General features: G+C 52.5%; 19 protein-coding genes. 9 read left to right on the top strand and 10 right to left on the bottom strand.

Annotated elements, in window-relative coordinates:
* Positions 1-381: 381 nt before the first annotated feature.
* Both ndh and OGW16_RS03295 read left to right on the top strand, forming a co-directional pair.
* Complete coding sequence (gene ndh / locus OGW16_RS03300; RefSeq protein ID WP_047412019.1) at positions 382-1,686, top strand: NADH-quinone dehydrogenase; 1,305 nt, start codon at positions 382-384, stop codon at positions 1,684-1,686.
* 167 nt (positions 1,687-1,853) lie between these two features.
* Positions 1,854-2,393, top strand: a complete 540-nt coding sequence (locus OGW16_RS03295; RefSeq protein WP_032936150.1) for a glycine zipper 2TM domain-containing protein — start codon at positions 1,854-1,856, stop codon at positions 2,391-2,393.
* Between the two features lie 57 nt (positions 2,394-2,450).
* Here the strand turns inward: OGW16_RS03295 and OGW16_RS03290 are convergent, their stop codons facing one another.
* Both OGW16_RS03290 and comR read right to left on the bottom strand, forming a co-directional pair.
* On the bottom strand, positions 2,451-4,631 hold the full coding sequence (locus OGW16_RS03290; protein ID WP_286517856.1) for a TonB-dependent siderophore receptor: 2,181 nt from the start codon (positions 4,629-4,631) through the stop codon (positions 2,451-2,453).
* A gap of 254 nt (positions 4,632-4,885) precedes the next feature.
* A complete protein-coding gene (comR, locus tag OGW16_RS03285; protein ID WP_087051051.1) occupies positions 4,886-5,521 on the bottom strand; it encodes a TetR family copper-responsive transcriptional repressor ComR in 636 nt (211 codons plus the stop codon).
* 243 nt (positions 5,522-5,764) lie between these two features.
* Between comR and bhsA the strand changes: the two genes are divergently transcribed.
* Positions 5,765-6,022, top strand: coding sequence for a multiple stress resistance protein BhsA (gene bhsA, locus OGW16_RS03280; RefSeq protein WP_043017889.1), 258 nt, complete (start codon positions 5,765-5,767; stop codon positions 6,020-6,022).
* A gap of 86 nt (positions 6,023-6,108) precedes the next feature.
* Here bhsA and ldtC read toward each other — a convergent pair whose 3' ends face one another.
* The 3 genes from ldtC to OGW16_RS03265 all read right to left on the bottom strand — a co-directional run bounded on the left by ldtC (position 6,109) and on the right by OGW16_RS03265 (position 11,850).
* Entirely contained in the window at positions 6,109-7,074 is a 966-nt protein-coding gene (ldtC, locus tag OGW16_RS03275) for a L,D-transpeptidase LdtC (protein WP_043015981.1), read from the bottom strand.
* A 146-nt stretch (positions 7,075-7,220) separates the two neighbouring features.
* On the bottom strand, positions 7,221-10,667 hold the full coding sequence (mfd, locus tag OGW16_RS03270) for a transcription-repair coupling factor (protein ID WP_286517854.1): 3,447 nt from the start codon (positions 10,665-10,667) through the stop codon (positions 7,221-7,223).
* 118 nt (positions 10,668-10,785) lie between these two features.
* Entirely contained in the window at positions 10,786-11,850 is a 1,065-nt protein-coding gene (locus OGW16_RS03265) for an acyltransferase family protein (RefSeq protein WP_043015983.1), read from the bottom strand.
* A 261-nt stretch (positions 11,851-12,111) separates the two neighbouring features.
* Between OGW16_RS03265 and lolC the strand changes: the two genes are divergently transcribed.
* The 5 genes from lolC (at position 12,112) to cobB (ending at position 17,087) form a co-directional block, all read left to right on the top strand.
* Positions 12,112-13,311, top strand: coding sequence for a lipoprotein-releasing ABC transporter permease subunit LolC (gene lolC, locus OGW16_RS03260; protein WP_003030806.1), 1,200 nt, complete (start codon positions 12,112-12,114; stop codon positions 13,309-13,311).
* The gene (lolD, locus tag OGW16_RS03255) at positions 13,304-14,005 is read left to right on the top strand and encodes a lipoprotein-releasing ABC transporter ATP-binding protein LolD (protein ID WP_003832278.1); all 702 of its coding nucleotides are present in this window, start codon (positions 13,304-13,306) and stop codon (positions 14,003-14,005) included. The genes lolC and lolD overlap by 8 nt, the downstream gene beginning before the upstream one ends.
* The gene (gene lolE, locus OGW16_RS03250; protein ID WP_181230522.1) at positions 14,005-15,249 is read left to right on the top strand and encodes a lipoprotein-releasing ABC transporter permease subunit LolE; all 1,245 of its coding nucleotides are present in this window, start codon (positions 14,005-14,007) and stop codon (positions 15,247-15,249) included. Before lolD ends, lolE begins: the two co-directional genes overlap by 1 nt.
* An 89-nt stretch (positions 15,250-15,338) precedes the next feature.
* Positions 15,339-16,250 carry an N-acetylglucosamine kinase gene (nagK, locus tag OGW16_RS03245; RefSeq protein WP_043015985.1) on the top strand — a complete coding sequence of 304 codons (912 nt, stop codon included), beginning with the start codon at positions 15,339-15,341 and terminating at the stop codon, positions 16,248-16,250.
* Between the two features lie 15 nt (positions 16,251-16,265).
* Entirely contained in the window at positions 16,266-17,087 is an 822-nt protein-coding gene (gene cobB, locus OGW16_RS03240; RefSeq protein WP_003832281.1) for a Sir2 family NAD+-dependent deacetylase, read from the top strand.
* Between the two features lie 21 nt (positions 17,088-17,108).
* Here cobB and OGW16_RS03235 read toward each other — a convergent pair whose 3' ends face one another.
* The 5 genes from OGW16_RS03235 to potA form a co-directional block, all read right to left on the bottom strand.
* Positions 17,109-17,615, bottom strand: coding sequence for a methyltransferase family protein (locus tag OGW16_RS03235; RefSeq protein WP_087052710.1), 507 nt, complete (start codon positions 17,613-17,615; stop codon positions 17,109-17,111).
* 135 nt (positions 17,616-17,750) lie between these two features.
* A complete protein-coding gene (gene potD / locus OGW16_RS03230) occupies positions 17,751-18,797 on the bottom strand; it encodes a spermidine/putrescine ABC transporter substrate-binding protein PotD (protein WP_286517912.1) in 1,047 nt (348 codons plus the stop codon).
* A gap of 27 nt (positions 18,798-18,824) precedes the next feature.
* Positions 18,825-19,604, bottom strand: a complete 780-nt coding sequence (gene potC, locus OGW16_RS03225; protein ID WP_003030794.1) for a spermidine/putrescine ABC transporter permease PotC — start codon at positions 19,602-19,604, stop codon at positions 18,825-18,827.
* Positions 19,601-20,458, bottom strand: a complete 858-nt coding sequence (gene potB, locus OGW16_RS03220) for a spermidine/putrescine ABC transporter permease PotB (protein WP_043015988.1) — start codon at positions 20,456-20,458, stop codon at positions 19,601-19,603. The genes potC and potB overlap by 4 nt, the downstream gene beginning before the upstream one ends.
* Entirely contained in the window at positions 20,442-21,578 is a 1,137-nt protein-coding gene (gene potA, locus OGW16_RS03215; RefSeq protein ID WP_043015989.1) for a spermidine/putrescine ABC transporter ATP-binding protein PotA, read from the bottom strand. Before potA ends, potB begins: the two co-directional genes overlap by 17 nt.
* Positions 21,579-21,828: 250 nt before the next feature.
* Here potA and pepT point away from each other — a divergent pair, with 250 nt between their 5' ends.
* The gene (gene pepT, locus OGW16_RS03210) at positions 21,829-23,055 is read left to right on the top strand and encodes a peptidase T (protein ID WP_043015990.1); all 1,227 of its coding nucleotides are present in this window, start codon (positions 21,829-21,831) and stop codon (positions 23,053-23,055) included.

The raw sequence follows: 23,055 nt of genomic DNA, 5'->3' as shown, positions 1-23,055 counted from the left end.
GTAAAGGGCGTGGCGGAGAACGCCCTTTACACGTTCACAGGAATCGGTGCTTCAGAGAAATGATGAGCATGAGGTGAACGGAACTTTTCCTCCGAGATAGCATGTTCTTTACCTCGGTCAGCACAGGTTGAAGCTTTCTGAAACTGAGGCGCTAACTGACTGGCATTACAGCCATCGGGCTGGTTTTTTTGTTCTTAAAGTTCCGGTTGTCTATCTTTTCAGCATCAAAACTTGATACATATCAATTTTGGTATGACCAATGCACCGTTCGTGTTATTCTCACTCTCGAAGAACATTTTCATTATCGTAACTTGTTGTTAATTAAAGGCTATGCTCATAACTTTTAATTAACAATTGGTTAATAAATTTGAGGGGGTCACGTTGACTACACCATTGAAAAGGATCGTGATTGTCGGCGGCGGTGCTGGCGGACTGGAAATGGCGACACAGCTGGGTAAAAAGCTGGGACGCAAGAAAAAGGCCAAAATCACGCTGGTGGACAGAAACCACAGCCACTTATGGAAACCGTTGCTGCATGAAGTGGCGACAGGTTCCCTGGACGAAGGTGTGGATGCGCTGAGCTATCTGGCGCATGCCCGTAACCACGGTTTCCAGTTCCAGTTGGGGTCGGTGGTGGATATCGATCGTGACGCGAAAACCATTACTCTCGCCGAGCTGCGCGATGAGAAGGGCGATCTACTGGTTCCTGAGCGTAAAGTCCCGTATGACACGCTGGTGATGGCGTTGGGCAGTACTTCCAACGATTTCAACACCCCAGGCGTCAAAGAAAACTGCATTTTCCTGGATAACCCACATCAGGCGCGTCGTTTCCACCAGGAGATGCTGAATCTGTTCCTGAAGTATTCCGCGAATCTGGGCGCTAACGGCAAAGTGAATATTGCTATTGTGGGCGGCGGTGCGACGGGGGTTGAACTCTCCGCCGAGCTGCATAATGCGGTAAAACAGCTGCACAGCTATGGTTACAAAGGGCTGACCAACGACGCTCTGAACGTTACGCTGGTCGAAGCTGGTGAGCGTATTCTGCCTGCGCTGCCGCCGCGTATTTCCAGCGCAGCACATAATGAATTAACCAAACTGGGCGTACGCGTACTGACCCAGACGATGGTTACCAGCGCAGATCAAGGCGGACTGCACACCAAAGATGGCGAATACATTAAAGCCGATCTGATGGTGTGGGCGGCAGGTATCAAAGCGCCAGACTTTATGAAAGACATTGGCGGTCTGGAAACGAACCGTATTAACCAACTGGTGGTTGAACCCACTCTGCAGACCACGCGCGATCCTGATGTCTACGCGATTGGTGACTGCGCCTCCTGCGCTCGCCCGGAAGGGGGTTTTGTGCCGCCGCGCGCTCAGGCTGCGCACCAGATGGCAAGCTGCGCAATGAGCAACATACTGGCGCAGATGAACGGCAAGCCACTGAAAGCGTATCAGTACAAAGATCACGGCTCTCTGGTCTCGCTCTCTAACTTCTCTACCGTGGGTAGCCTGATGGGTAACCTGACCCGTGGTTCGATGATGGTGGAAGGGCGTATTGCGCGCTTTGTGTACATCTCACTGTATCGCATGCACCAGATAGCTCTGCATGGCTACTTCAAGACCGGTCTGATGATGCTGGTCGGCAGCATTAACCGGGTGATTCGCCCGCGTCTGAAACTGCATTAATATCGACTTGTGGCGCCGGATGATTTATGCATCCTGCGCCTTCCTTCAGAGTTCTCCGAATCATCCTGCGTTCGTGCCTCCTCCTGCTATTTTCATCCGTAATCTGATTGGCATTCCTTACCTTCTGTTGCAAAGTTGTTGCTAATAGCAAAAAAGGAGGAACTCCCGTGAATAAATCAATGTTGGCGGGTATAGGGATTGGCGTAGCTGCTGCGCTGGGTGTTGCAGCGGTGGCCAGTCTGAACGTTTTCGAGCGTGGCCCACAGTATGCGCAAGTTGTCTCTGCAACACCGATTAAAGAGTCGGTAAAAACACCGCGTCAGGAGTGCCGGAACGTGACGGTCACGCACCGTAAGCCGGTACAGGATGAGAACCGCATCGCAGGTTCCGTGCTGGGTGCTGTTGCGGGTGGTGTTATTGGCCATCAGTTTGGCGGCGGACGAGGTAAAGATATTGCCACCGTGGCCGGTGCTTTAGGCGGCGGCTATGCAGGTAACCAGATTCAGGGTTCGATGCAGGAAAATGATACTTACACCACTACGCAGCAGCGTTGTAAAACGGTGTATGACAAATCTGAAAAAATGCTGGGCTACGACGTGACGTACAAAATTGGCGATCAGCAGGGGAAAATCCGCATGGATAAGGACCCCGGCGCGCAAATTCCGTTAGACAATAACGGACAGTTGATACTGAATAACAAAGCGTAAAATAGCATTATCCTGAACATTAGCCCCCCATTCGCTCAGGCTGGGGGGCTTTTTTTATCAGAAGGTTAAGGCATAGTTCAGACCAAAGGTGCGGCCCCGGCCCTTGTATTCATACAGTGAGGGGCTACCGTAGGTTGGGCTGTACAGCAGTGGCGCACGTTGTCCCCACAGCGTGGTGTACTCTTCATTCAGCAGGTTTTCCACGCTGAAGGTCAGCTTACCCAACGGGAGCTGATAGCTGCCGATAAAGTCCATGGTGTTATAGCCATCCAGCTTGTTACCGCTGGCATCGGTCAGATCAAATGTTTGCTGGCTCTGTATGCGTAATGCCCACGGTTCAGGCGCCCAGCCGACCCATGCGGTTGCTTTGGACGGAGAGGCCAGAGTGACATCCCATTTCTGCCATTTACCGTTCTGTTTCACTTCCGATTTAATGACATTAAAGTTGCCGCCCAGACTCCAGTCCGTATCCGCAATGAAATAATCCACCGCACCTTCCATACCATAAATCCGGCGATCGTCGGGCTGAACGTTAATGGTCATATCACTGCGATTGATAACGATCGATTTATCCGAAGTTGAGTAATAAGCGGCCAGTTGCGTGCGCAGACTATCGCCGGTGTAACGCCATCCCAGTTCGTACGAGTTAACTTTAATCCCTTCCAGGCGTGAATCCGCCACGTTGACGCTGCGCTGAAGCTGATAATGATCGCCAACCAGCGAATAGGTGCCGTTCCCGTAATATTTCCCTGGATCCGGAAGCTCCACGCCCTGAGAGAAGTTAAACCACGTTTGCTGACGGTCGGTCAGGTGGGCGAGGATACCGGCGTTGAACAGGAAATTATCGTAATCGGTTTTGCCACCCGGAATGGTATCGGCAGAGTTCGCAAGCCCGGTCGCGATTCCCTGCTGTTGAGCATAGCCCACGAAATCATCAACCCTGTTTTCGGTCCATTGATAGCGTACGCCGCCGCTGAGGGTAAAGATGTCGTTAATGTCATAGCTGTTTTGCAGGAACGGCGCGAAGTTGGTGATGCTATAACCGGGATAACGCCCGGTGGTATAAGCGGTGCGGTTATCCATGCCGCCGGAGGGCAAGGACCAGGCCAGATCGAAGAATTTCTGATTAGAATCGAAGGTCTCGTGATCGGCATCGATACCCCACGTCAGCTCCCAGTTATCCATCAACTGGCTGTTGAGGGTAATTTTGGCGCCAAACTGGTCTGTGTCCTGCTGTGATGCGGAGAAGCTGGTAACCTTACCTTTGCTGAGCGTCGGGAAAGGATAGAATTTCAGGGATTCGTCGCGGTAATAGATTTGGCTGACCAGGTTCTGGCCGAAAAAATCCGCATCTGAATATTGCAGGCTGATCAGATGACGTTCGGTGCCGGGAATACGATCGGAATTCAGTCCGCTGCTGGTATACGCTTTACCGTTTCCGGTCACGGCTGACATATTCTCGCCGAGATCCAGCCCGTAATCGTCATCCCCCTGGCTCTTATAATATTGCGTAACCAGTTGCAACTGACGGTTGTCGTCAAGTTCAATTGTTCCGGTGCCCATCACGTCCAGACGATCGGAGTGCTGCAGGCCGGTTTGGGTGTTATCCAGCATCAGAGCATCGTGATTACCGTCATACCAGCCACCAAACCGTTGATACGCGACGGACATGCGCCCGGAAGCACGATCGGTTCCTCCGCTCACCGCCGCGGCAACGCGTTCATCATGATCGTTACTGTTGTTGAAGCCGCTTTTACTCCCCAATTCGAGTTCTACTTCACGCTCCGGCTGACCTTTTTTGGTGACGATGTTGATTAATCCGCCGGTACTGCCGCCACCATAAAGTGAGGTTGCGCCAGAGATGACTTCAATATGCGCAATGTTAAATGGGTCAATGGAGTCAAGCTGACGACTGTCGGTTCGCGAGGAGTTCAGACGAACGCCGTCAATGAGTACGACGATGGCGCGACCGCGCATATTCATGCCGTAGTTTGTGCGTCCCTGGCTACTGACATCGATTCCTGGGATTAACTGAGCAAGAACATCCTTGAACTCTTTACCACCCTGAACCTGTTGTTCAATCTCGCTTCCTTCAATAACCCAGGTCGTTTGTGCCATTTCTGCCACGGTACGTTGGCTACGGTTGGCGCTGACGATGAGGTTATCTTCCTCAGCCGCAATGGCCGGGAGGGTTAAAGATAACAGGAGAGGATTGAGCACCCAGAGACGCTTATGCATTTGTATTCCTTTTAAAAAAGAGTCGATCTGTTTTGGTTATGGCGGTAAAGAAACCGATGGTTACATTGTGAAACAGGCGTTAAAACAAATGCGAATATTGCTGATAATAATTGTTGTTATCAATATGTTTTACAAAAAATGATCAGATAAGATGATGAAAACAATGGAAAATGTAGGGGTAATGCGCGGAGTTTTAACCGGGGGCTGTATCAGCTCCCGGTCATGTCAATACAGCGGGGAAAAGCGGGAAAGGCTTAGGCTTTGATGAGCTCGGGCCAAAGCCGCAGGGTTGTATGTGCGATCTGCATCAGTTTTTCAAATGTTGCACCTTCACGGGCGCTGATCGACATACCCTGTAAAATACAGTTCAGGTATTCGGCCAGTTTTTGCACGTCGCAATGGGCCGGGATTTCGCCTCGCTGCTGGCGCTGGTGAAGAAACTGGGTAAGCGTCTGTTCTTGCATTGCATGGCGGGATTTCACCGTGTGCGCAATATCGCGGGAAGAGGCTGCCAGCGTCGCAGAAGTATTAATCATGAAACATCCCGCCGGGGTGTCCTTGCTGGTGAAACAGGTCGCTATGGCGGTGAAATAGTCTTCCAGTGCGGACTCCAGACTTTTTTCTTCGCAAAACAGCTGGGCTTCGTGTTTCGCCGCAAAGCGGGTGATGTAGCGGTCCAGCACGGCACGAAACAACCCTTCTTTATTGGTGAACTCTGCATACAGCGTGGGCGCTTTTGCGCCGGTAGCTTCCACGAGATCGGCGAGCGAGGTCGCTTCATATCCGTGCTGCCAGAAGAGTGTCATGGCCTTATCAAGCGCGGCTTCCCTGTCGAACACTTTTGGTCGGCCACGGCTTTTTTTAGCACAACCTGTCGTTTCAGTTGTCATGGCGCCGATGTACCTTTGTTAGGTTTATTGAATAACCATTATAAAAATATTCGACTGCACACTCCAGCGGATTAACGATAAAAATAATATATAGCTATTAGTATGAAAAATAAGGTCTTTGTGTTTTATTTAACGATCATTATAAAAAAATGTTGACGTGTGACCTGGATCACATCTATGATTTACCTATCGATCGTTAAGTTAATATTTTCGACACACATTCATCTGCTAAAGGTCACTATCATGAAAAACGTAAAAACTCTGTTTGTTGCTGCTGTTCTTAGCTCACTGTCATTTGCAAGCTTTGCCGCCGTTGAAGTTCAGGCCACACCTGCTGGTCAAGAGAAAGTCGGTACTATTTCTGCGAATGCGGGGACTAACTTAGGTTCTCTGGAAGATCAGCTGGCGCAGAAAGCGGATGAGATGGGAGCGAAGTCTTTCCGTATAACTTCCGTTACCGGTCCTAACACCCTTCACGGGACTGCAGTTATCTACAAATAAGATTTAACCCATCGCAATGCCACTGCGAGTTAAATAAAAAACCCCCGCGGAATAAAATCCAGCGGGGGTTTTTTTATGCGCAGAGTTTACATCGGTTGTTGGGCAACGTCGTGATGACGGGTCACATCGACCGGCATTCCTGAGCGAATTTCCATTGCATGTTCCATGACCGCAGGATCCGTTTGCGCCGCATTTTTAAACGTCTGCATGGATGCGTTCAGCACGATCGGCAGCAACTGCGGGTCGTCATTGATTTTTTCGGACAGCGGTTGGTGTACTTCCACCAGGCGCGCGCCGTTAGGTTCAACAGATGCTTTGATCGGCGTATTGATAATATTGACCCTGGTTCCTGGCTTCACCTGACGGAACAGGGTTTCGATATCACCGTCGCGTAGACGAATACAGCCGGAACTGACGCGCATTCCAATGCCAAAATCAGCATTGGTTCCGTGCAGCAGGTACACACCGCCGTATGCCGCTAAACGAATCGCATGATGGCCCATCGGGTTATCCGGGCCTGCAGGTACAACGGCAGGTAGGTCGATCCCGTTTGCTTTATATCGCGCGCGGATATTTGCCGTAGGCGTCCAGGTGGGGTTGGCGCGTTTATCTGAAATGGTGGTTACCATTGTTGGCGTTAACGTGTCACCACCTAACTGGCCAATACCAATAGGATACACGGTCACCGAATTGGTCCCCGGCTGATAATAATAAAGGCGCAGTTCGGCGAGGTTGATAACAATGCCTTCGCGCGGCGCATCCGGCAGCAAAGTTTGTAACGGGATAGTCAGCACGCTGCCCGGGCGTGGTACGTAAGGGTCAACGCCAGGGTTGGCCTGCAGCAGCGCCAGAAAGCCGACATTGTACTTTTTCGCAATCGCTTCCAGAGAACCGCCATTGTCTTCAACAACATGAACGGCATTCTGACCCACCACGCGGCTTCCCGGTGGCGGCAGCGGCCAGGTGTTTGCCTGAGCCGGAAGTGCTAACGCGAAGGTCGCGGCAAGCGTAAAAAACGCTAACCAGCGAGAGAGTCGTTTATTGTTTAACATCACCATAAATCCATTGTTTTTACGTGGTTTTTATTATGTAAAAGTAAACAAGGATTATGGCGGTTTGCTGTGTCGGGAAGTGCAGGGAAGTGCAAAGAGTTTGTAAATTCATCAGGCCGGGTGAGGGGACTCCCCCGGCCTGTTCACTATGCTACGGCGTTTTCTTCAAGCTGGCGCATAAACTGGCGTACCCAGTCAATTCGGGTTTTACGCTCGCTCAGATCTTGCATAAATTTCAGCCGGGTTGGACCGTCGAGGCGGAAGTGCTGCGGCTGTTTTTGCAGTAACCCAATCAGCCAGACCGGGTTAACGTGGTTTTTCTCGGCAAATTCAATAGTACCGCCTTTTTCATTACCTTCGAGCTTTCTGATCCCCAGTTTCTGCGCCTGCTGGCGTAAACGGGCGATATCCAGCAACGTACGAGCCGGGTCGGGCAGCAGGCCGAAACGGTCAATCAGTTCGACCTTAATTTCTTCCAGCTCGTTTTCACCTTTGGCACTGGCAATCCGCTTATAGAACGACAGTCGGGTGTTAACATCCGGGATATAGTCATCTGGCAGTAGTGACGGCATGCGTAGTTCGACTTCGGTTTGCTGGCTGGTGAGATCTTCCAGCGAAGGCTCACGTCCCTCTTTGAGCGCATCGACGGCATTTTCCAGCAGCTCCATATACAGCGAGAAGCCGATGCTTTCCATGGAACCACTCTGATCTTCACCCAGCAATTCCCCGGCGCCGCGAATTTCGAGGTCGTGGGTCGCCAGCGCAAAACCTGCGCCCAAATCTTCCAGCGAGGCGATGGCCTCCAGGCGTTTTTGCGCGTCGGTGGTCATCGCTTTTGGATGCGGCGTCAGCAGCCAGGCGTATGCCTGATGGTGTGAGCGCCCCACACGACCGCGCAACTGGTGCAATTGCGCCAAACCGAAGTGATCGGCTCGTTCGATGATGATGGTGTTAGCGGTGGGAATGTCGATCCCGGTTTCGATAATGGTGGTACACACCAGCACGTTAAAACGCTGATGGTGGAAATCGTTCATCACGCGTTCCAGTTCGCGCTCGCGCATTTGTCCGTGGCCGATACCAATCCGCGCTTCAGGCACCAGTTCCGCTAGTCTGTCAGCAGTTTTCTGGATATTTTCGACATCGTTAAACAGATAATAAACTTGTCCCCCGCGCAGAACTTCACGCAGGATTGCCTCGCGCACGACCAGGTTGTCATATTCGCGCACGAAGGTTTTGACTGCCAGACGACGGGCAGGCGGTGTGGCGATGATCGACAGATCGCGCATGCCGCTCATTGCCATATTAAGCGTACGCGGAATTGGCGTTGCCGTCAGGGTCAGAATATCGACATCTGCGCGCATCGCCTTGATGCGTTCTTTGTGGCGAACGCCGAAACGATGCTCTTCATCGACAATCAGCAGACCCAGATCTTTTAACTTCACATCCGCTTGCAGCAGTTTGTGCGTGCCAATGAGGATATCGATTTTACCTTCGGCAACCTGCTCCAGAATCTGCGCTTGCTCTTTGGCGCTACGGAAACGGGACAACATCTCGATGCGTACCGGCCAGTTGGCAAAGCGATCGCGGAAGTTGTCGAAGTGCTGCTGCGCGAGCAGGGTGGTCGGCACCAGCACGGCAACCTGCTTGTGGTTCTCTACGGCAAGAAAGGCAGCGCGCATCGCGACCTCGGTTTTACCAAAGCCGACGTCACCACATACCAGGCGGTCCATGGCCAGCGGTTGGCACATATCGCTGAGTACCGCGTTGATCGCCTGCGCCTGGTCAGGCGTGGTTTCAAACGGGAAGCTGTCGCAAAACAGCTGGTACTGCTCACGGTCATGCTTAAAGGCGAAGCCTTCTTTCGCCGCGCGCTGGGCATAAATATCCAGCAGCTCTGCTGCGACATCGCGTACCTTCTCAGCGGCTTTCTGTCGGGCGCGGGACCAGGCATCGCCGCCAAGTTTATGCAGCGGCGCATTCTCTTCTGCACCGCCGGCATAGCGGCTGATCAGATGCAGTGACGACACCGGCACGTACAGTTTGGCGTCGTTGGCATAGGTGAGCATCAGATATTCACCGGTGATACCGCCCGCTTCCAGCGTGGTCATCCCGGCATAACGGCCCACGCCGTGCTCCAGATGCACCACCGGTTGACCAGGATGCAGCTCTGCGAGGTTACGAATTAACGTATCCGGATTGATGGTGCGACGAGAATCCTGGCGGCGGCGCGCCACGCGTTCCCCAAGCAGATCGCTTTCACAAATCAGCGCCAGATTGCGTTTGCTATCGATGAAGCCGTGCTCAGCTGCGCCAATCATCAGATAACGACCGTTACCTACGGCTTCATCGAGTCGCAATATCCGCTTGGGCGCCACTTTGATACGGGCGAGCAGTTCGCCTAACGCTTCCCGGCGGCCTTCACTTTCCACCGAGAAGATCACCGGACCGGTAAAGCCCTCAAGGAATTTACGTAACGCATCTAGCGGCGATTTTTGCTGCGCCTGAACGGCGATGTCCGGCAGCTTCTGGAACCCGAGGTTGGTATTCGCAGCTTTGTTCGCCAGACTCTCGGTTTTCAGTTGAACGCGCGGCCAACGTTTAAGTTCAGAGAACAGCTCATCAACCCGCAGCCACAGGGATTCCGGCGGCAGAAGCGGGCGCATTGGATCAACGCCGCGATTTTCAAAGCGTGACAAAGTATCGGCCTGGAAGCGTTCTGCGCTGGTCTCGATATCACCGGTATTCACCAATAACGTATTGGCGGGGAAGTAGCTGAATAGCGGCGGCAGCGTTTCGCTGAAAAACAGCGGTTGCCAGTATTCAATACCCGCAGGTAACGTGCCTTTACTGACCTGCTGGTAAATATGCTCGGCGTCGCGTTTCACCTCAAAGGTGTCCCGCCACTGGCTACGGAACAGCTCAATGGCCGTTTTGTCAGTCGGGAATTCGTGTGCGGGTAGCAAATTAATGGCATCGACTTCTTCCAGCGTGCGCTGGGTGTCGGTATCAAACAGACGCAGACTGTCGATTTCGTCATCAAAGAAATCCAGGCGATAAGGCAACTCGCTACCCATCGGGAACAGATCCAACAACGCGCCACGCGTGGCGTATTCACCGTGTTCCATGACCTGATCAACATGGCGATAGCCAGCGCTGTCCAGCTGTTCGCGCAGGGCGTCGCGCGAAAGCCTCTGACCTTTTTTCATGACCAGCGCATGGCCGTGCAGATAGCTGTGCGGACAAACACGCTGCATCAGGGTATTTACCGGAACGATCAGCACGCCGCGCTGCATGGCAGGCAGCTGATACAGCGTGGAGAGACGCGAGGAGATTATCTCCTGATGAGGAGAAAAGCTGTCGTAGGGAAGCGTTTCCCAGTCGGCCAGGTTCATTACCATCTGGTCGGTAAACTGACGAATTTCATCATGCAGACGTAAAGCATTTTGCATGTCCGGCGCGATCAGTACCACTGGGCCGGCGTGATGTTCGGCGATTTCGGCAACCAGCGTTGCGCAGGCCGCGCCGGTAAGCTCACCCAACTGGCGCTGATCGCCTGCTTTCGCAGGGAGCGTGTAACGATGTTGTTCAGGCATTCGGTTGTCAGGATCTCGTTTAGATATACATCTGATAAGCAATGTTCTTTATTATCCGTGATCGTTTCTCATAAGCAAATTGATTCGCCCCCGAATGGGGGCAAAATGCGCGTTGGGGTTAGCGCGAGGCGGTCGATAAAGAGGGTGGAGAAAAGAGCAGATCGGCCACGGTTTTCTGTGAGATTTTACGCACCAACAGGCCAAACAGGGTGCACAGCAGCAGGCAGGCGAACGGATACACCAGCAGCAGGGCCAGCTCCGTGTATGCAGGCCAGACGGCATGATTAATTTTGGGGATTAGCGTTAAGCTGAACAGTTCAACCAGAATACGGTGAGTGGTGTAGATGGCGATGGTATTGGCGCCAATCACGCTTAGCGGACTGGATGCGCGCATGCCAAAGCGGCGTTCAAATTGATAAAACAGCTTCATGATTAGCACAATGGAAAGAAGAGAAAGCAATAGTGACACATTTGCCAGCCACGCGATGACGGCGGCGATTGCGCTAACCAGAAAAATGATTGCATGGCGGCGCAGGGGCACCTCCTTGATCCACACCAACAGCGTTGCGCCAAACCACGCGCCGAGGCTATACCAGGGCAAATTGCGAATCACGCTGTTCATTCCCCACCACGGCGTTGGGACAAAATTGATAGCCACGCTCAGCACCACAAATAACGCCAACAGCGGCACCGCCCAACGGCTGAAAATTTTACACAGTACAAAATAGACAATCAGTGCATACAGATACCACAGGCTGGTGCTGGCGGTCAGCATCCCGTGGGTGAAACCCGCGATCGAACCGGCATAGGCAGCGTTGGCTGCATGGCTCAGATCGCGCTGTGGAGCCAACCAGTTATTGAGAGTCACTAACGCCAGCCATTGCATTACCCCCCAGATCACCAGCACCCAGGCAATACTCCAGATCCGTTTATCCACGCAGGTTGTCCATGGGACGCTATCGATGTAGCGACGGATTAGATACCCCGAAATAAAGAAAAACACCGGCATGCGAAACGGCGCCAGGTACAAATTGAGGTAAATCCAGCATTTGCTCAGCATCTCTGAAAGCGGATGCTGAAAGGTGATGAGGTGCGGGTAAAACGTGATTACCGAGTGGTAAATCACCACCAGACAAATACATAACCCTTTGATCTGATTAATCCATAGTTCTTTTTTACTCATTGAGACGGCGTATCCATATTGATTGCTATAGCCTGCCATCCTGCGCAACCCGCTGCGCGCTGTAATGCGTAACTGTCTGCTTTTTGTTTTTTTAAGATAAAGATCAGGGACCCGGACTGAAGGGCGGAGGGACAACTTTAGCGGATTGATTTATTTATACTTTTAGGAATAGTGCTGACGAACACTTACGGTTCAGTCATTTACCCATTCCGCTTTCGCTTATATACTCGTGACTTTGCTAACAGCAACCAGACGGATTTCATGTACCAACCTGTCGCTCTATTCATCGGCCTGCGTTATATGCGTGGGCGTGCAGCAGATCGCTTCGGTCGCTTCGTTTCCTGGCTCTCCACCATTGGCATTACTCTCGGGGTAATGGCGCTGGTCACGGTGTTGTCGGTGATGAACGGTTTTGAGCGCGAGCTGCAAAACAATATTCTTGGCCTGATGCCTCAGGCCGTTCTCTCGTCTGAACAGGGTTCGCTCAACCCGCAGCAACTGCCAGAAAAAGCGGTGGTGTTGAACGGCGTCAACCGCGTTGCGCCTATAACTACGGGAGATGTGGTGCTGCAAAGTGCGCGTAGCGTGGCGGTCGGTGTGATGCTGGGTATCGATCCGGCGCAAAAAGATCCGTTAACGCCGTATCTGGTCAATGTGAAGCAAACAGATCTGCAGCCAGGTAAGTATAATGTCATCCTCGGAGAGCAGCTTGCCGGACAGTTGGGCGTTAATCGTGGCGATCAAATTCGCGTGATGGTGCCCTCGGCCAGTCAGTTTACGCCAATGGGGCGTCTGCCGAGCCAGCGTCTGTTTACGGTAATTGGCACCTTCGCCGCCAACAGCGAAGTCGACGGCTACCAGATGCTAACCAACATTCAGGATGCCTCACGGCTGATGCGCTATCCGGTGGGTAATATCACCGGCTGGCGTCTGTGGCTGAACGAGCCGCTGAAGGTTGACACGCTGAGCCAGCAAACGCTGCCGCAAGGTACTAAATGGCAGGACTGGCGCGAGCGCAAAGGGGAATTGTTCCAGGCCGTGCGCATGGAAAAGAACATGATGGGGCTGCTGCTTAGCCTGATCGTGGCGGTGGCGGCTTTTAATATTATTACCTCACTGGGTCTGATGGTAATGGAGAAGCAAGGGGAAGTGGCGATTCTACAAACGCAGGGGCTGACGCCGCGGCAGATAATGATGGTGTTTATGGTTCAGGGGGCCAGTGCCGGGATTATTGGCGCGCTGTTGGGCGCTGTGCTGGGCGCATTGCTTGCCAGCCAACTGAACAACCTGATGCCCATTATCGGCGTGCTTCTGGATGGCGCTGCGCTGCCGGTCGCCATCGAGCCGCTGCAGGTTATCGTTATTGCGCTGGTGGCGATGGCCATCGCGTTGCTGTCTACGCTTTATCCTTCCTGGCGCGCTGCCGCCACTCAACCCGCTGAGGCTTTACGTTATGAATAAGATCCTGTTGCAATGCGACAACCTGTGCAAACGCTATCAGGAAGGCACTGTGCAGACCGATGTACTGCACGATGTCAGTTTTTGCGTCGGCGAAGGTGAGATGATGGCGATTGTCGGCAGCTCCGGCTCCGGTAAGAGTACGCTGCTGCATCTGTTGGGCGGGCTGGATACGCCGACTTCCGGCGACGTCATTTTTAGCGGTCAGCCAATGAGCAAGCTCTCGTCGGCGGCGAAAGCGGAACTGCGCAATCAGAAGCTGGGCTTTATTTACCAGTTCCACCATTTGCTGCCGGACTTTACCGCGCTGGAAAACGTGGCGATGCCGCTGTTGATCGGCAAGAAAAAACCGGCTGAAATCACCGAGCGCGCGCGGGATATGTTGAAAGCGGTAGGGCTGGACCATCGTGCCAGTCATCGCCCATCCGAACTGTCTGGCGGGGAACGCCAGCGCGTGGCCATCGCCCGTGCGTTGGTAAATAACCCGCGCCTGGTTCTGGCAGATGAACCAACGGGTAACCTTGATGCGCGTAACGCGGACAGCATTTTCGAACTTCTGGGTGAGCTGAACCGCTCTCAGGGTACGGCATTCCTGGTAGTGACGCACGATCTGCAGTTGGCGAAGCGGATGAGCCGTCAGCTTGAGATGCGCGATGGTCGCCTGACGGCTGAACTGAGCCTGATGGGAGCTGAGTAATGGCTTCGCCTTTATCATTATTGATTGGTCTGCGCTTTAGTCGTGGTCGGCGGCGTGGCGGTATGGTTTCGTTGATTTCCGTGATATCCACCGTTGGTATCGCGTTGGGCGTGGCGGTGTTGATCGTCGGTTTAAGCGCCATGAACGGATTTGAACGTGAGCTTAACAACCGTATTCTGGCCGTAGTCCCTCACGGAGAGATTGAAGCTGTAAATCAGCCGTGGAATAACTGGCAGGAAGCGCTCGAGAAGGTACAAAAGGTGCCGGGTATTGTCGCTGCGGCACCTTATATTAACTTTACCGGACTGGTGGAGAGTGGGGCGAACCTACGCGCGGTGCAGGTGAAGGGCGTTGACCCAAAACAGGAACAGCGTTTAAGCGCGCTGCCATCCTTCGTGCAAAACCACGCCTGGGATAATTTCAAAGCCGGTGAGCAACAAATCATCATTGGTAAGGGTATTGCCGATGCGCTGAAGGTGAAGCAGGGCGACTGGGTGTCGATTATGATCCCTAACGCCAGTGCGGATCATAAGTTACAGCAGCCTAAACGCGTGCGTTTGCACGTTACGGGGATCCTGCAACTGAGCGGTCAGCTCGATCACAGCTTTGCCATGATCCCAATGGAAGATGCGCAGCAATACCTGGACATGGGAACCAGTGTTTCCGGGATCGCGCTGAAAGTTAACGACGTGTTTAACGCCAATAAACTGGTGCGAGACGCAGGTGAAGTCACCAATAACTATGTTTATATTAAGAGCTGGATCGGTACTTACGGTTATATGTATCGTGATATCCAAATGATCCGCGCCATTATGTATCTGGCGATGGTGCTGGTGATTGGCGTGGCCTGTTTTAATATCGTTTCCACGTTAGTGATGGCGGTAAAAGACAAAAGCGGCGATATTGCGGTATTAAGAACCCTCGGGGCGAAAGATGGGTTGATCCGTGCCATTTTTGTCTGGTACGGCCTGCTGGCGGGGCTTTTCGGTAGCCTGATAGGCGTCGTTATTGGGGTGATTGTCTCGTTGCAACTGACGCCGATAATAAACGGGATTGAAGCGCTTATCGGGCATCAGTTCCTGTCCGGTGATATCTATTTCATTGACTTCCTGCCATCGGAATTACACTGGCTGGATGTGATTTACGTGCTGGTGACAGCACTCGTGCTGAGTCTTTTGGCAAGTTGGTATCCGGCGCGTCGCGCCAGCAATATTGATCCTGCGAGAGTGCTTAGCGGCCAATAACAACAAAAATACACTAAAGCATTCATGCTGCATCAAGGCGTAGACAACGCAGAGGCATCTTGAAGGATGACGTGTATCAAGGAGCGGTGATGTATTACGGATTTGACATCGGCGGGACCAAAATTGCGCTGGGCGTGTTTGATAAGCAACGTCGTCTGCAGTGGGAGACTCGCGTGCCTACACCTCGTGACAGCTACGATGCTTTCCTTGATGCGGTCTGCAATCTGGTAACGGAAGCGGACCAGCGATTTGGTGTCAAAGGTTCGGTTGGCATTGGCATTCCTGGCATGCCGGAAACGGAAGACGGCACGCTGTACGCGGCCAACGTTCCTGCCGCCAGTGGTAAACCGCTCCGCGCCGATCTCAGCGCTCGCCTTGACCGCGATGTGCGTCTGGACAACGATGCGAACTGTTTTGCCCTCTCCGAAGCCTGGGATGACGAGTTTACCCAATATCCGCTCGTGATGGGGTTGATCCTCGGCACGGGCGTCGGCGGCGGTCTGGTGCTTAACGGGAAATCCATTACCGGACGCAGCTATATCACCGGCGAGTTTGGTCATATTCGTTTGCCAGTCGATGCGCTGACGCTGATGGGCTTTGATTTCCCGCTGCGCCGCTGTGGATGCGGTCAACTGGGATGCATCGAAAGCTATCTTTCCGGCGGTGGATTTGCGTGGTTGTACCAGCATTACTACCATCAACCGCTGGATGCCCGTGAAATTATCGCACTGTGGGAGCAGGGTGATGAACAAGCGCGTGCCCACGTTGAACGCTATCTGGATTTGCTGGCGGTGTGTCTTGGCAATATCCTGACTATCGTCGATCCCGATTTGGTGGTGATTGGCGGAGGCTTGTCGAATTTTACCGCTATTACGACGCAACTGGCGGACCGACTGCCACGTCATCTGCTGCCGGTTGCCCGGGTGCCGCGTATTGAGCAGGCACGGCACGGTGATGCGGGCGGGATGCGCGGGGCCGCTTTCCTACATCTTACCGATTAATACAAAGAGGTTGTTATGCTGTCGCGTCGGGGTCATCGGTTAAGCCGCTTTCGTAAAAATAAACGCCATTTGCGCGATCGCCTGCGTCAACGAATCTTTTTCAGAGACAGAGTGGTGCCTGAATTGATGGAAAAACCAAGAGTGCTGGTACTGACGGGGGCGGGAATCTCCGCTGAGTCAGGAATTCGAACATTCCGCGCGGCGGATGGTCTCTGGGAAGAACATCGGGTCGAGGACGTTGCGACTCCGGAAGGATTTAGTCGAAACCCGGAACTGGTTCAGTCGTTTTATAACGCCCGTCGCCATCAGTTGCAGCAGCCAGAAATCCAGCCTAATGCGGCGCATATCGCGCTGGCAAAACTCGAAGCCGAGCTGGGCGACCGTTTTTTACTGGTGACGCAGAACATTGATAACCTGCATGAACGTGCAGGCAGCCAGAACGTTATCCATATGCACGGCGAACTGCTGAAGGTTCGCTGTTCGCAAAGCGGGCAGATCCTGGAGTGGACGGGCGATGTGACCCCGGAAGATAAATGTCATTGCTGCCAGTTTCCTGCGCCGCTAAGACCCCACGTGGTGTGGTTTGGTGAAATGCCACTGGGCATGGATGAAATTTATATGGCGCTGGCAATGGCGGATGTGTTTATTGCCATTGGCACATCGGGTCATGTTTATCCGGCAGCGGGTTTTGTGCATGAGGCACGACTGCACGGGGCGCATACGGTAGAGCTCAATCTCGAACCGAGCCAGGTGGGAAGCGAATTTGAAGAGAAGTATTACGGTCCGGCAAGCCAGGTGGTGCCTGAGTTTGTTGAGAAGTTATTGAAAGGACTGTAACGGCTATCCGGGCAATACTGCTTAAGTTTGTACAAGCTGGCGGTCCTCACGCAGGGCCGCCATAATCAAAAATCCTGCGATGTAAAAACAACAGATCAGCGCTAACGCGCTCAGCCACACGGGTAGCCGGGTAATGTAGACGAGGCTGCACGAGATAATCACCAGAATAATTCCGGTATACATGGGGTGTGCAATCCAGGCAAAAATACCGCGCGTAACCCGTTTGGCGCTGGGTAAATAGTAGCCTGTCCACGTGTGGCTTTCACCTAAATCCCATTTTCCTTTGATGACCAGCGCGTTACCGACGATCGCCAGAATGAGACATCCCCACTCCACCGGGCCAATCTGATGATTGAAAAACAGGCTGTAGCCAAAAACCAGGATCGGTATTAAAAAAGTGAGTCGTAGCAGGCGGGTTGCGGTGATGGGCAGCAAAGGACGAGCGTTTACCGGCTGTTTACGAGGGAAGATCACCAACGTAAATACGATCAGATTAGCCAATTCAAGTATCAGCCAGAGCGTTGCCATTGGAAGCCTCAGAAGCCGACCTGGAATACTGTAAGCATAGCCAGAAACTGGAGAGCGGGAGTCAGTCGAAAGACGTAAAAGTCGGGTTGGCAGGTAGCAACCCGGCGCAGCGAGGCCTGCCGGGTTGCACGAGTATTAGCGTCCTGCTTTCAGCTTCTGATAATACTCTTCATAGATAGCGCTGGCGGAACCGACATCGTTCTGCCATTCCCCTTTGTTGATGGTTTCTGCGTCAGGGTAGAGCGTTTTATCATTCGCGACTTCAGGACTTAACAGCTTACGTGCTGCCAGGTTTGGCGTCGGATAACCAATAGTTTCCGCAACTTCTTTCGCCACGTCCGGGCGCAGCAGGAAGTTAATCAGCTTCAGCGCACCTTCTTTGTTTTTGGCGTTAGCCGGTATAGAAAGGCTGTCCATCCAGAAAATGCCACCTTCTTTTGGCCATACCACTTCCAGTGGAGTACCCGCCTGGCGCGCCACATACGCGGAGCCGTTCCACACCATTCCCAGATTAACTTCGCCTTCCATATACGGGTTGGCCGGGTTGTCAGAGTTAAACGCCGCGACGTTAGGCATCAGCTTCTTCAACTCGTTATAGGCGGCTTCAATCTCTTTAGGGTTGGTGGTATTGCCGGAATATCCCAGTTTGCGCAGCGCCATCTGGAACACTTCACGCGCATCATCCGTTAACAACAGGCTGCCTTTGTACTCCGGTTTCCACAGATCGGCCCAACTGGTTACGGTTTTCGGGTCGATGGCATCGCTGTTAACGCCAATGGCCGTCGCACCCCAGATATACGGGATGGAGTAGTCATTGTTCGGGTCAAACGGCTTATTGAGCATTTCCGGGTCGAGGTTGTGGAAGTTGGTTAACGTCGACTTGTCGATCTGCTGGATCATGCCTTCTTTGCGCATTTTGTCGACATAATAGGTGGACGGTACCACCAGATCGTATGCGCCGTCTTTATAGGTTTTGAGCTTGGCGTACATGGTTTCATTCGACTCGTAGGTCGAATAGATAACCTTAATGCCGGTCTCTTTGGTGAACTGCTCCAGCAGCCCAGGCGGGACATACTCGGTCCAGTTATAGAAATAGAGCGTGTTGTTGTCATTCGCGTGAGCGGCGCTCATGCCCAGTGCCAGAGCACCCGCCGCGAGCAGGTGGCGTGACCATTTTTTCATCATTTAACGTCCCCTGAATTAAGGGCCTTAGCGGCCCTTGGTTTTATCACGTGCAATAAGCTGGCTGGCGATCACCATAACCAGCGACAGAACCAACAAAATGGTCGCCAGCGCGTTCACCTCTGGTGATACGCCGACCTTAACCATCGAGTAGATTTTTAATGGCAGAATTTCATAACCCGGCCCGGTAACGAAGGACGAAACGACGACATCATCCATCGACAACGTAAAGCTCAGTAGCCAGCCTGCAGCTACGGCAGGCATAGCCAGTGGTAGTATGATCTTGCGCAGAATAGTCACTTCACTGGCGCCGAGATCTTTGGCTGCCTCAAGCATGCGTACATCAAAACCTTTCAGGCGTGAGTAAACCGTCACCACCACAAAAGGCAGACAAAAAGTGATATGCGAGAACAGCAGCGACCAGAAACCGAGCTGAATACCGATCAGCATAAACAGCACCAGTAAAGAAATCGCCATCACGATATCCGGCGACATCATCACCACGAACAGCATGCCGCTGACAAACGGTTTGCCACGAAAGCGGTAGCGGTACAGTGCGACCGCTGTAAGTGAGCCGATCAGCGTGGCGAACGTGGCGGAGAGCACCGCCATCGTCAGCGAGTGCTGCGCCGCCTGCAGCAGACTGTCGTTATTCATCAGCAGGCCGTACCATTTGGTGGTGAAACCCTGCCAGTTGATACCAAAGCGCGAGCTGTTAAAGGAGTTCACAATCAAGATAATGATTGGAATATACAGATACGCGTAGATAGCGGTCATAAAACCGCCGCGAAGCAGTCGACCGATCATTCGAGTTCCACCTTCTTGTTCAGCAAGCGGGAGGCGCGCCAGTAGATCAGCAGCATCAGACCCATCACGATGGTCAGGGTAATACTGGTGGCGGCACCGAACGGCCAGTCGCGGATGTTCAGGAACTGAACTTTAATCACGTTGCCAATCAGCAAGTTTTTTGCTCCGCCCATTAGGTCGGAAACGTAAAACAGGCCCATTGCGGGCAGCATAACCAGCAGGCATCCGGCGATAATCCCCGGCATCGTCAACGGAATAATGATGCGGGTAAAAGTCTGAAGTTTACTGGCGCCTAAATCGCGTGCGGCTTCCAGCAGCGGTTTATCGAGCTTTTCAATGCTGGAATAGAGCGGCATCACCATAAACGGCAGCAGAATGTACACCAGCCCGATAATCACTGCGCTGGGGGTAAACATGATGCGAATGGGAGTATCAATAACGCCAAGCCACAACAGAAACTCGTTGAGATAGCCTTTGGTGCTGAGAAAAATTTTGAGTCCGTAGATGCGAATAAGCGAGTTGGTCCAGAACGGAACAATCAGCAGGAACAGCAGCAATGGGCGCACTTTTTCCGGCAGTTTCACCAAAAACCAGGCAAACGGATAACCGAGAACCAGACAGGCGAACGTGGCAATCAGCGCCATATTGAGGGAGTGAACCAGCACCTCAAAATAGAGCGGATCGAGCAGGCGCGTATAGTTTTCCAGCGTAAAGACCATTTTGACGAAATTGGCGTCGTCGCGGGTCAAAAAGCTGGTGCCGATGATCATCAGGTTGGGCAGAAAGACAAATAACACAAGCCAACCGACAATGGTGACAATCACCACACTCTGGAATTTACTTGTGTTCTTCATCAGCCAGTACGACCTCCCAGCTTTCTACCCAGTTAATCGCCATTTTCTGGTCGAGAGAGTGGTCAAAGTCAGGGTCGTCTTCGTTGAAGAATTCACTGACCATCACCATCTTGCCATTTTCCAGTTCCACAACCGACTCCAGCGTCATGCCTTTGTAGTTGCGTTCACGCACGTAGCCGATCAAGCCTTCGATATGATTATCATCGTTGATTTCATCAACGCGCAAGTCTTCAGGTCGTAACAGAACGTGCAGCTTCTGCCCGGGAATCACCGCAAAGTTAACATAAATATTGCACTCGCGGCCTTCAACGTTAGCACGAACACGCTGTTCGTCCAGACGTTCTATCACCGTGGCGTTAAACATATTGATCTCGCCGATAAATCCGGCGACGAACAGATTTTTCGGCTCTTCGTAGATTTCGCGCGGCGTACCGTCCTGCTCAATCTTGCCATCGCGCATCACCACGATGCGATCTGACATGGTCAGCGCTTCTTCCTGATCGTGTGTGACAAAGACAAAAGTGATACCCAGCTTACGCTGCAGCGCTTTCAGTTCGTTCTGCATCTGCTTACGCAGTTTGTAGTCCAGCGCAGAGAGGGATTCATCTAACAGGAGTAAGCGGGGTTTGTTGACCACAGCTCGGGCTATCGCTACGCGCTGCTGCTGTCCACCGGAGAGTTGATGCGGTTTTCGCTGGGCGAACTCTTCCAGTTGCACCATGCGTAGAGCTTCGGTAACGCGGGGAGAAATGTCGGCTGCGGGCGTTTTTTGCATGCGTAAGCCAAAAGCTACATTCTCAAACACGGTCATGTGGGGAAATAAGGCATAGCTTTGGAAGACGGTGTTCACGTAGCGGTTTTCCGCAGGAACGTGAGTGATGTCCTGGTTGTCCAACATAATATGACCGGAATCAACTGTTTCCAGGCCGGCTATCAGGCGAAGAACGGTTGTTTTACCGCAGCCAGAGGGGCCGAGCAGCGTGAGAAACTCGCCATTATTGATGGTCAAATCCAGGCTGGAAATCACCTCTTTGCCATCGAAACTTTTGCGAATTCCCGCTAATTGCACCAGTGGAGAAAGCGAACGCGGTTGTTTATTCAATTTTTTACTCTGTCCCATGTAAACGCAACGGATGGCTGACCGATGCGGGGTTTGTGGTTAACCACCTTGATGACTCTTAATGAGGGCCGTTATTCTACGGCAAACCATGGTAATCGCCAATCCTTGTTGCTAATTACTGACTTAGCCCTATAGTCAGAGGGGATGTCAGGGCGAAATATTCTCATTTGCGGGGATAAAAGTGACCTGACGCAATATTTGTCTTTTGTTGCTTATTGATAATGTTGTCACAAAAAGTGAGGGTGACTGCATGGATAAACTACTTGAGCGTTTTTTACACTACGTGTCGCTGGACACCCAATCAAAATCGGGCGTGCGGCAGGTACCCAGCACCGAAGGACAGTGGAAGTTATTACAACTGCTCAAACAACAGCTCGAAGAGATGGGGCTGGTTAATATTTCACTGAGCGAAAAGGGGACGCTGATGGCGACGCTGCCCGCTAACGTTGCTGGCAATATTCCCGCGATCGGCTTTATTTCCCATGTGGATACCTCACCGGATTTCAGCGGTAAAAACGTTAATCCGCAAATCGTTGAAAACTATCGCGGCGGCGATATTGCGTTAGGCATTGGTGATGAAGTTTTGTCGCCGGTGATGTTTCCGGTACTGCATCAACTTCTGGGCCAGACGCTGATCACCACAGACGGTAAAACCCTGCTGGGCGCAGATGATAAAGCAGGTGTGGCGGAAATCATGACCGCGTTGGCTGTGCTTATCCAAAAAGATATTCCGCACGGTGATATCCGCGTGGCCTTTACGCCAGACGAAGAGGTCGGCAAAGGGGCGAAGCATTTTGACGTTGCGGCATTCGATGCGCAGTGGGCCTACACCGTTGATGGCGGTGGCGTAGGGGAGCTGGAGTTTGAAAACTTCAACGCCGCGTCGGTTAATATAAAAATTGTCGGCAACAATGTGCATCCCGGTACCGCAAAAGGGGTGATGGTGAATGCGCTGTCGCTGGCGGCGCGTATTCATGCGGAAGTTCCGGCAGACGAAAGCCCGGAGACGACGGAAGGCTACGAAGGCTTCTATCACCTGGCGAGCATGAAAGGGACGGTTGATCGGGCGGATATGCACTACATCATCCGTGATTTTGACCGCAAGCAGTTTGAAGCGCGTAAACGCAAGATCATGGATATTGCCAAAAAGGTCGGCAAAGGGTTACACCCGGACTGCTATATCGAACTGGTGATTGAAGACAGCTACTACAATATGCGCGAAAAAGTGATTGAGCATCCACACGTTCTGGATATCGCCCAAAAGGCGATGCGCGATTGCGATATTGAACCGGTGCTGAAACCCATTCGTGGCGGCACTGACGGCGCGCAGCTGTCATTCATGGGGTTACCGTGTCCGAATCTGTTCACCGGCGGCTACAACTATCATGGTAAGCATGAGTTTGTAACCCTGGAAGGAATGGAAAAGGCGGTGCAGGTGATTGTGCGTATTGCGCAGTTAACCGCGAAGCAGCAGTAA

The sequence above is a fragment of the Citrobacter sp. Ce104 genome, from assembly GCF_030334595.1.
Lineage (GTDB): Bacteria > Pseudomonadota > Gammaproteobacteria > Enterobacterales > Enterobacteriaceae > Citrobacter > Citrobacter europaeus.
The sequence above is the reverse complement of the archived record's forward strand: the minus strand, read 5'-3'. Positions and strand labels throughout refer to the sequence as shown.

Bases quoted from the DNA above. Each gene is read 5' to 3' on its own strand.
- OGW16_RS03290 (WP_286517856.1), bottom strand. From the start codon at position 4,631: ATGCATAAGCGTCTCTGGGTGCTCAATCCTCTCCTGTTATCTTTAACC.
- comR (WP_087051051.1), bottom strand. From the start codon at position 5,521: ATGACAACTGAAACGACAGGTTGTGCTAAAAAAAGCCGTGGCCGACCA.
- bhsA (WP_043017889.1), top strand. From the start codon at position 5,765: ATGAAAAACGTAAAAACTCTGTTTGTTGCTGCTGTTCTTAGCTCACTG.
- ldtC (WP_043015981.1), bottom strand. From the start codon at position 7,074: ATGTTAAACAATAAACGACTCTCTCGCTGGTTAGCGTTTTTTACGCTT.
- mfd (WP_286517854.1), bottom strand. From the start codon at position 10,667: ATGCCTGAACAACATCGTTACACGCTCCCTGCGAAAGCAGGCGATCAG.
- OGW16_RS03265 (WP_043015983.1), bottom strand. From the start codon at position 11,850: ATGAGTAAAAAAGAACTATGGATTAATCAGATCAAAGGGTTATGTATT.
- lolC (WP_003030806.1), top strand. From the start codon at position 12,112: ATGTACCAACCTGTCGCTCTATTCATCGGCCTGCGTTATATGCGTGGG.
- lolD (WP_003832278.1), top strand. From the start codon at position 13,304: ATGAATAAGATCCTGTTGCAATGCGACAACCTGTGCAAACGCTATCAG.
- lolE (WP_181230522.1), top strand. From the start codon at position 14,005: ATGGCTTCGCCTTTATCATTATTGATTGGTCTGCGCTTTAGTCGTGGT.
- nagK (WP_043015985.1), top strand. From the start codon at position 15,339: ATGTATTACGGATTTGACATCGGCGGGACCAAAATTGCGCTGGGCGTG.
- cobB (WP_003832281.1), top strand. From the start codon at position 16,266: ATGCTGTCGCGTCGGGGTCATCGGTTAAGCCGCTTTCGTAAAAATAAA.
- OGW16_RS03235 (WP_087052710.1), bottom strand. From the start codon at position 17,615: ATGGCAACGCTCTGGCTGATACTTGAATTGGCTAATCTGATCGTATTT.
- potD (WP_286517912.1), bottom strand. From the start codon at position 18,797: ATGAAAAAATGGTCACGCCACCTGCTCGCGGCGGGTGCTCTGGCACTG.
- potC (WP_003030794.1), bottom strand. From the start codon at position 19,604: ATGATCGGTCGACTGCTTCGCGGCGGTTTTATGACCGCTATCTACGCG.
- potB (WP_043015988.1), bottom strand. From the start codon at position 20,458: ATGAAGAACACAAGTAAATTCCAGAGTGTGGTGATTGTCACCATTGTC.
- potA (WP_043015989.1), bottom strand. From the start codon at position 21,578: ATGGGACAGAGTAAAAAATTGAATAAACAACCGCGTTCGCTTTCTCCA.
- pepT (WP_043015990.1), top strand. From the start codon at position 21,829: ATGGATAAACTACTTGAGCGTTTTTTACACTACGTGTCGCTGGACACC.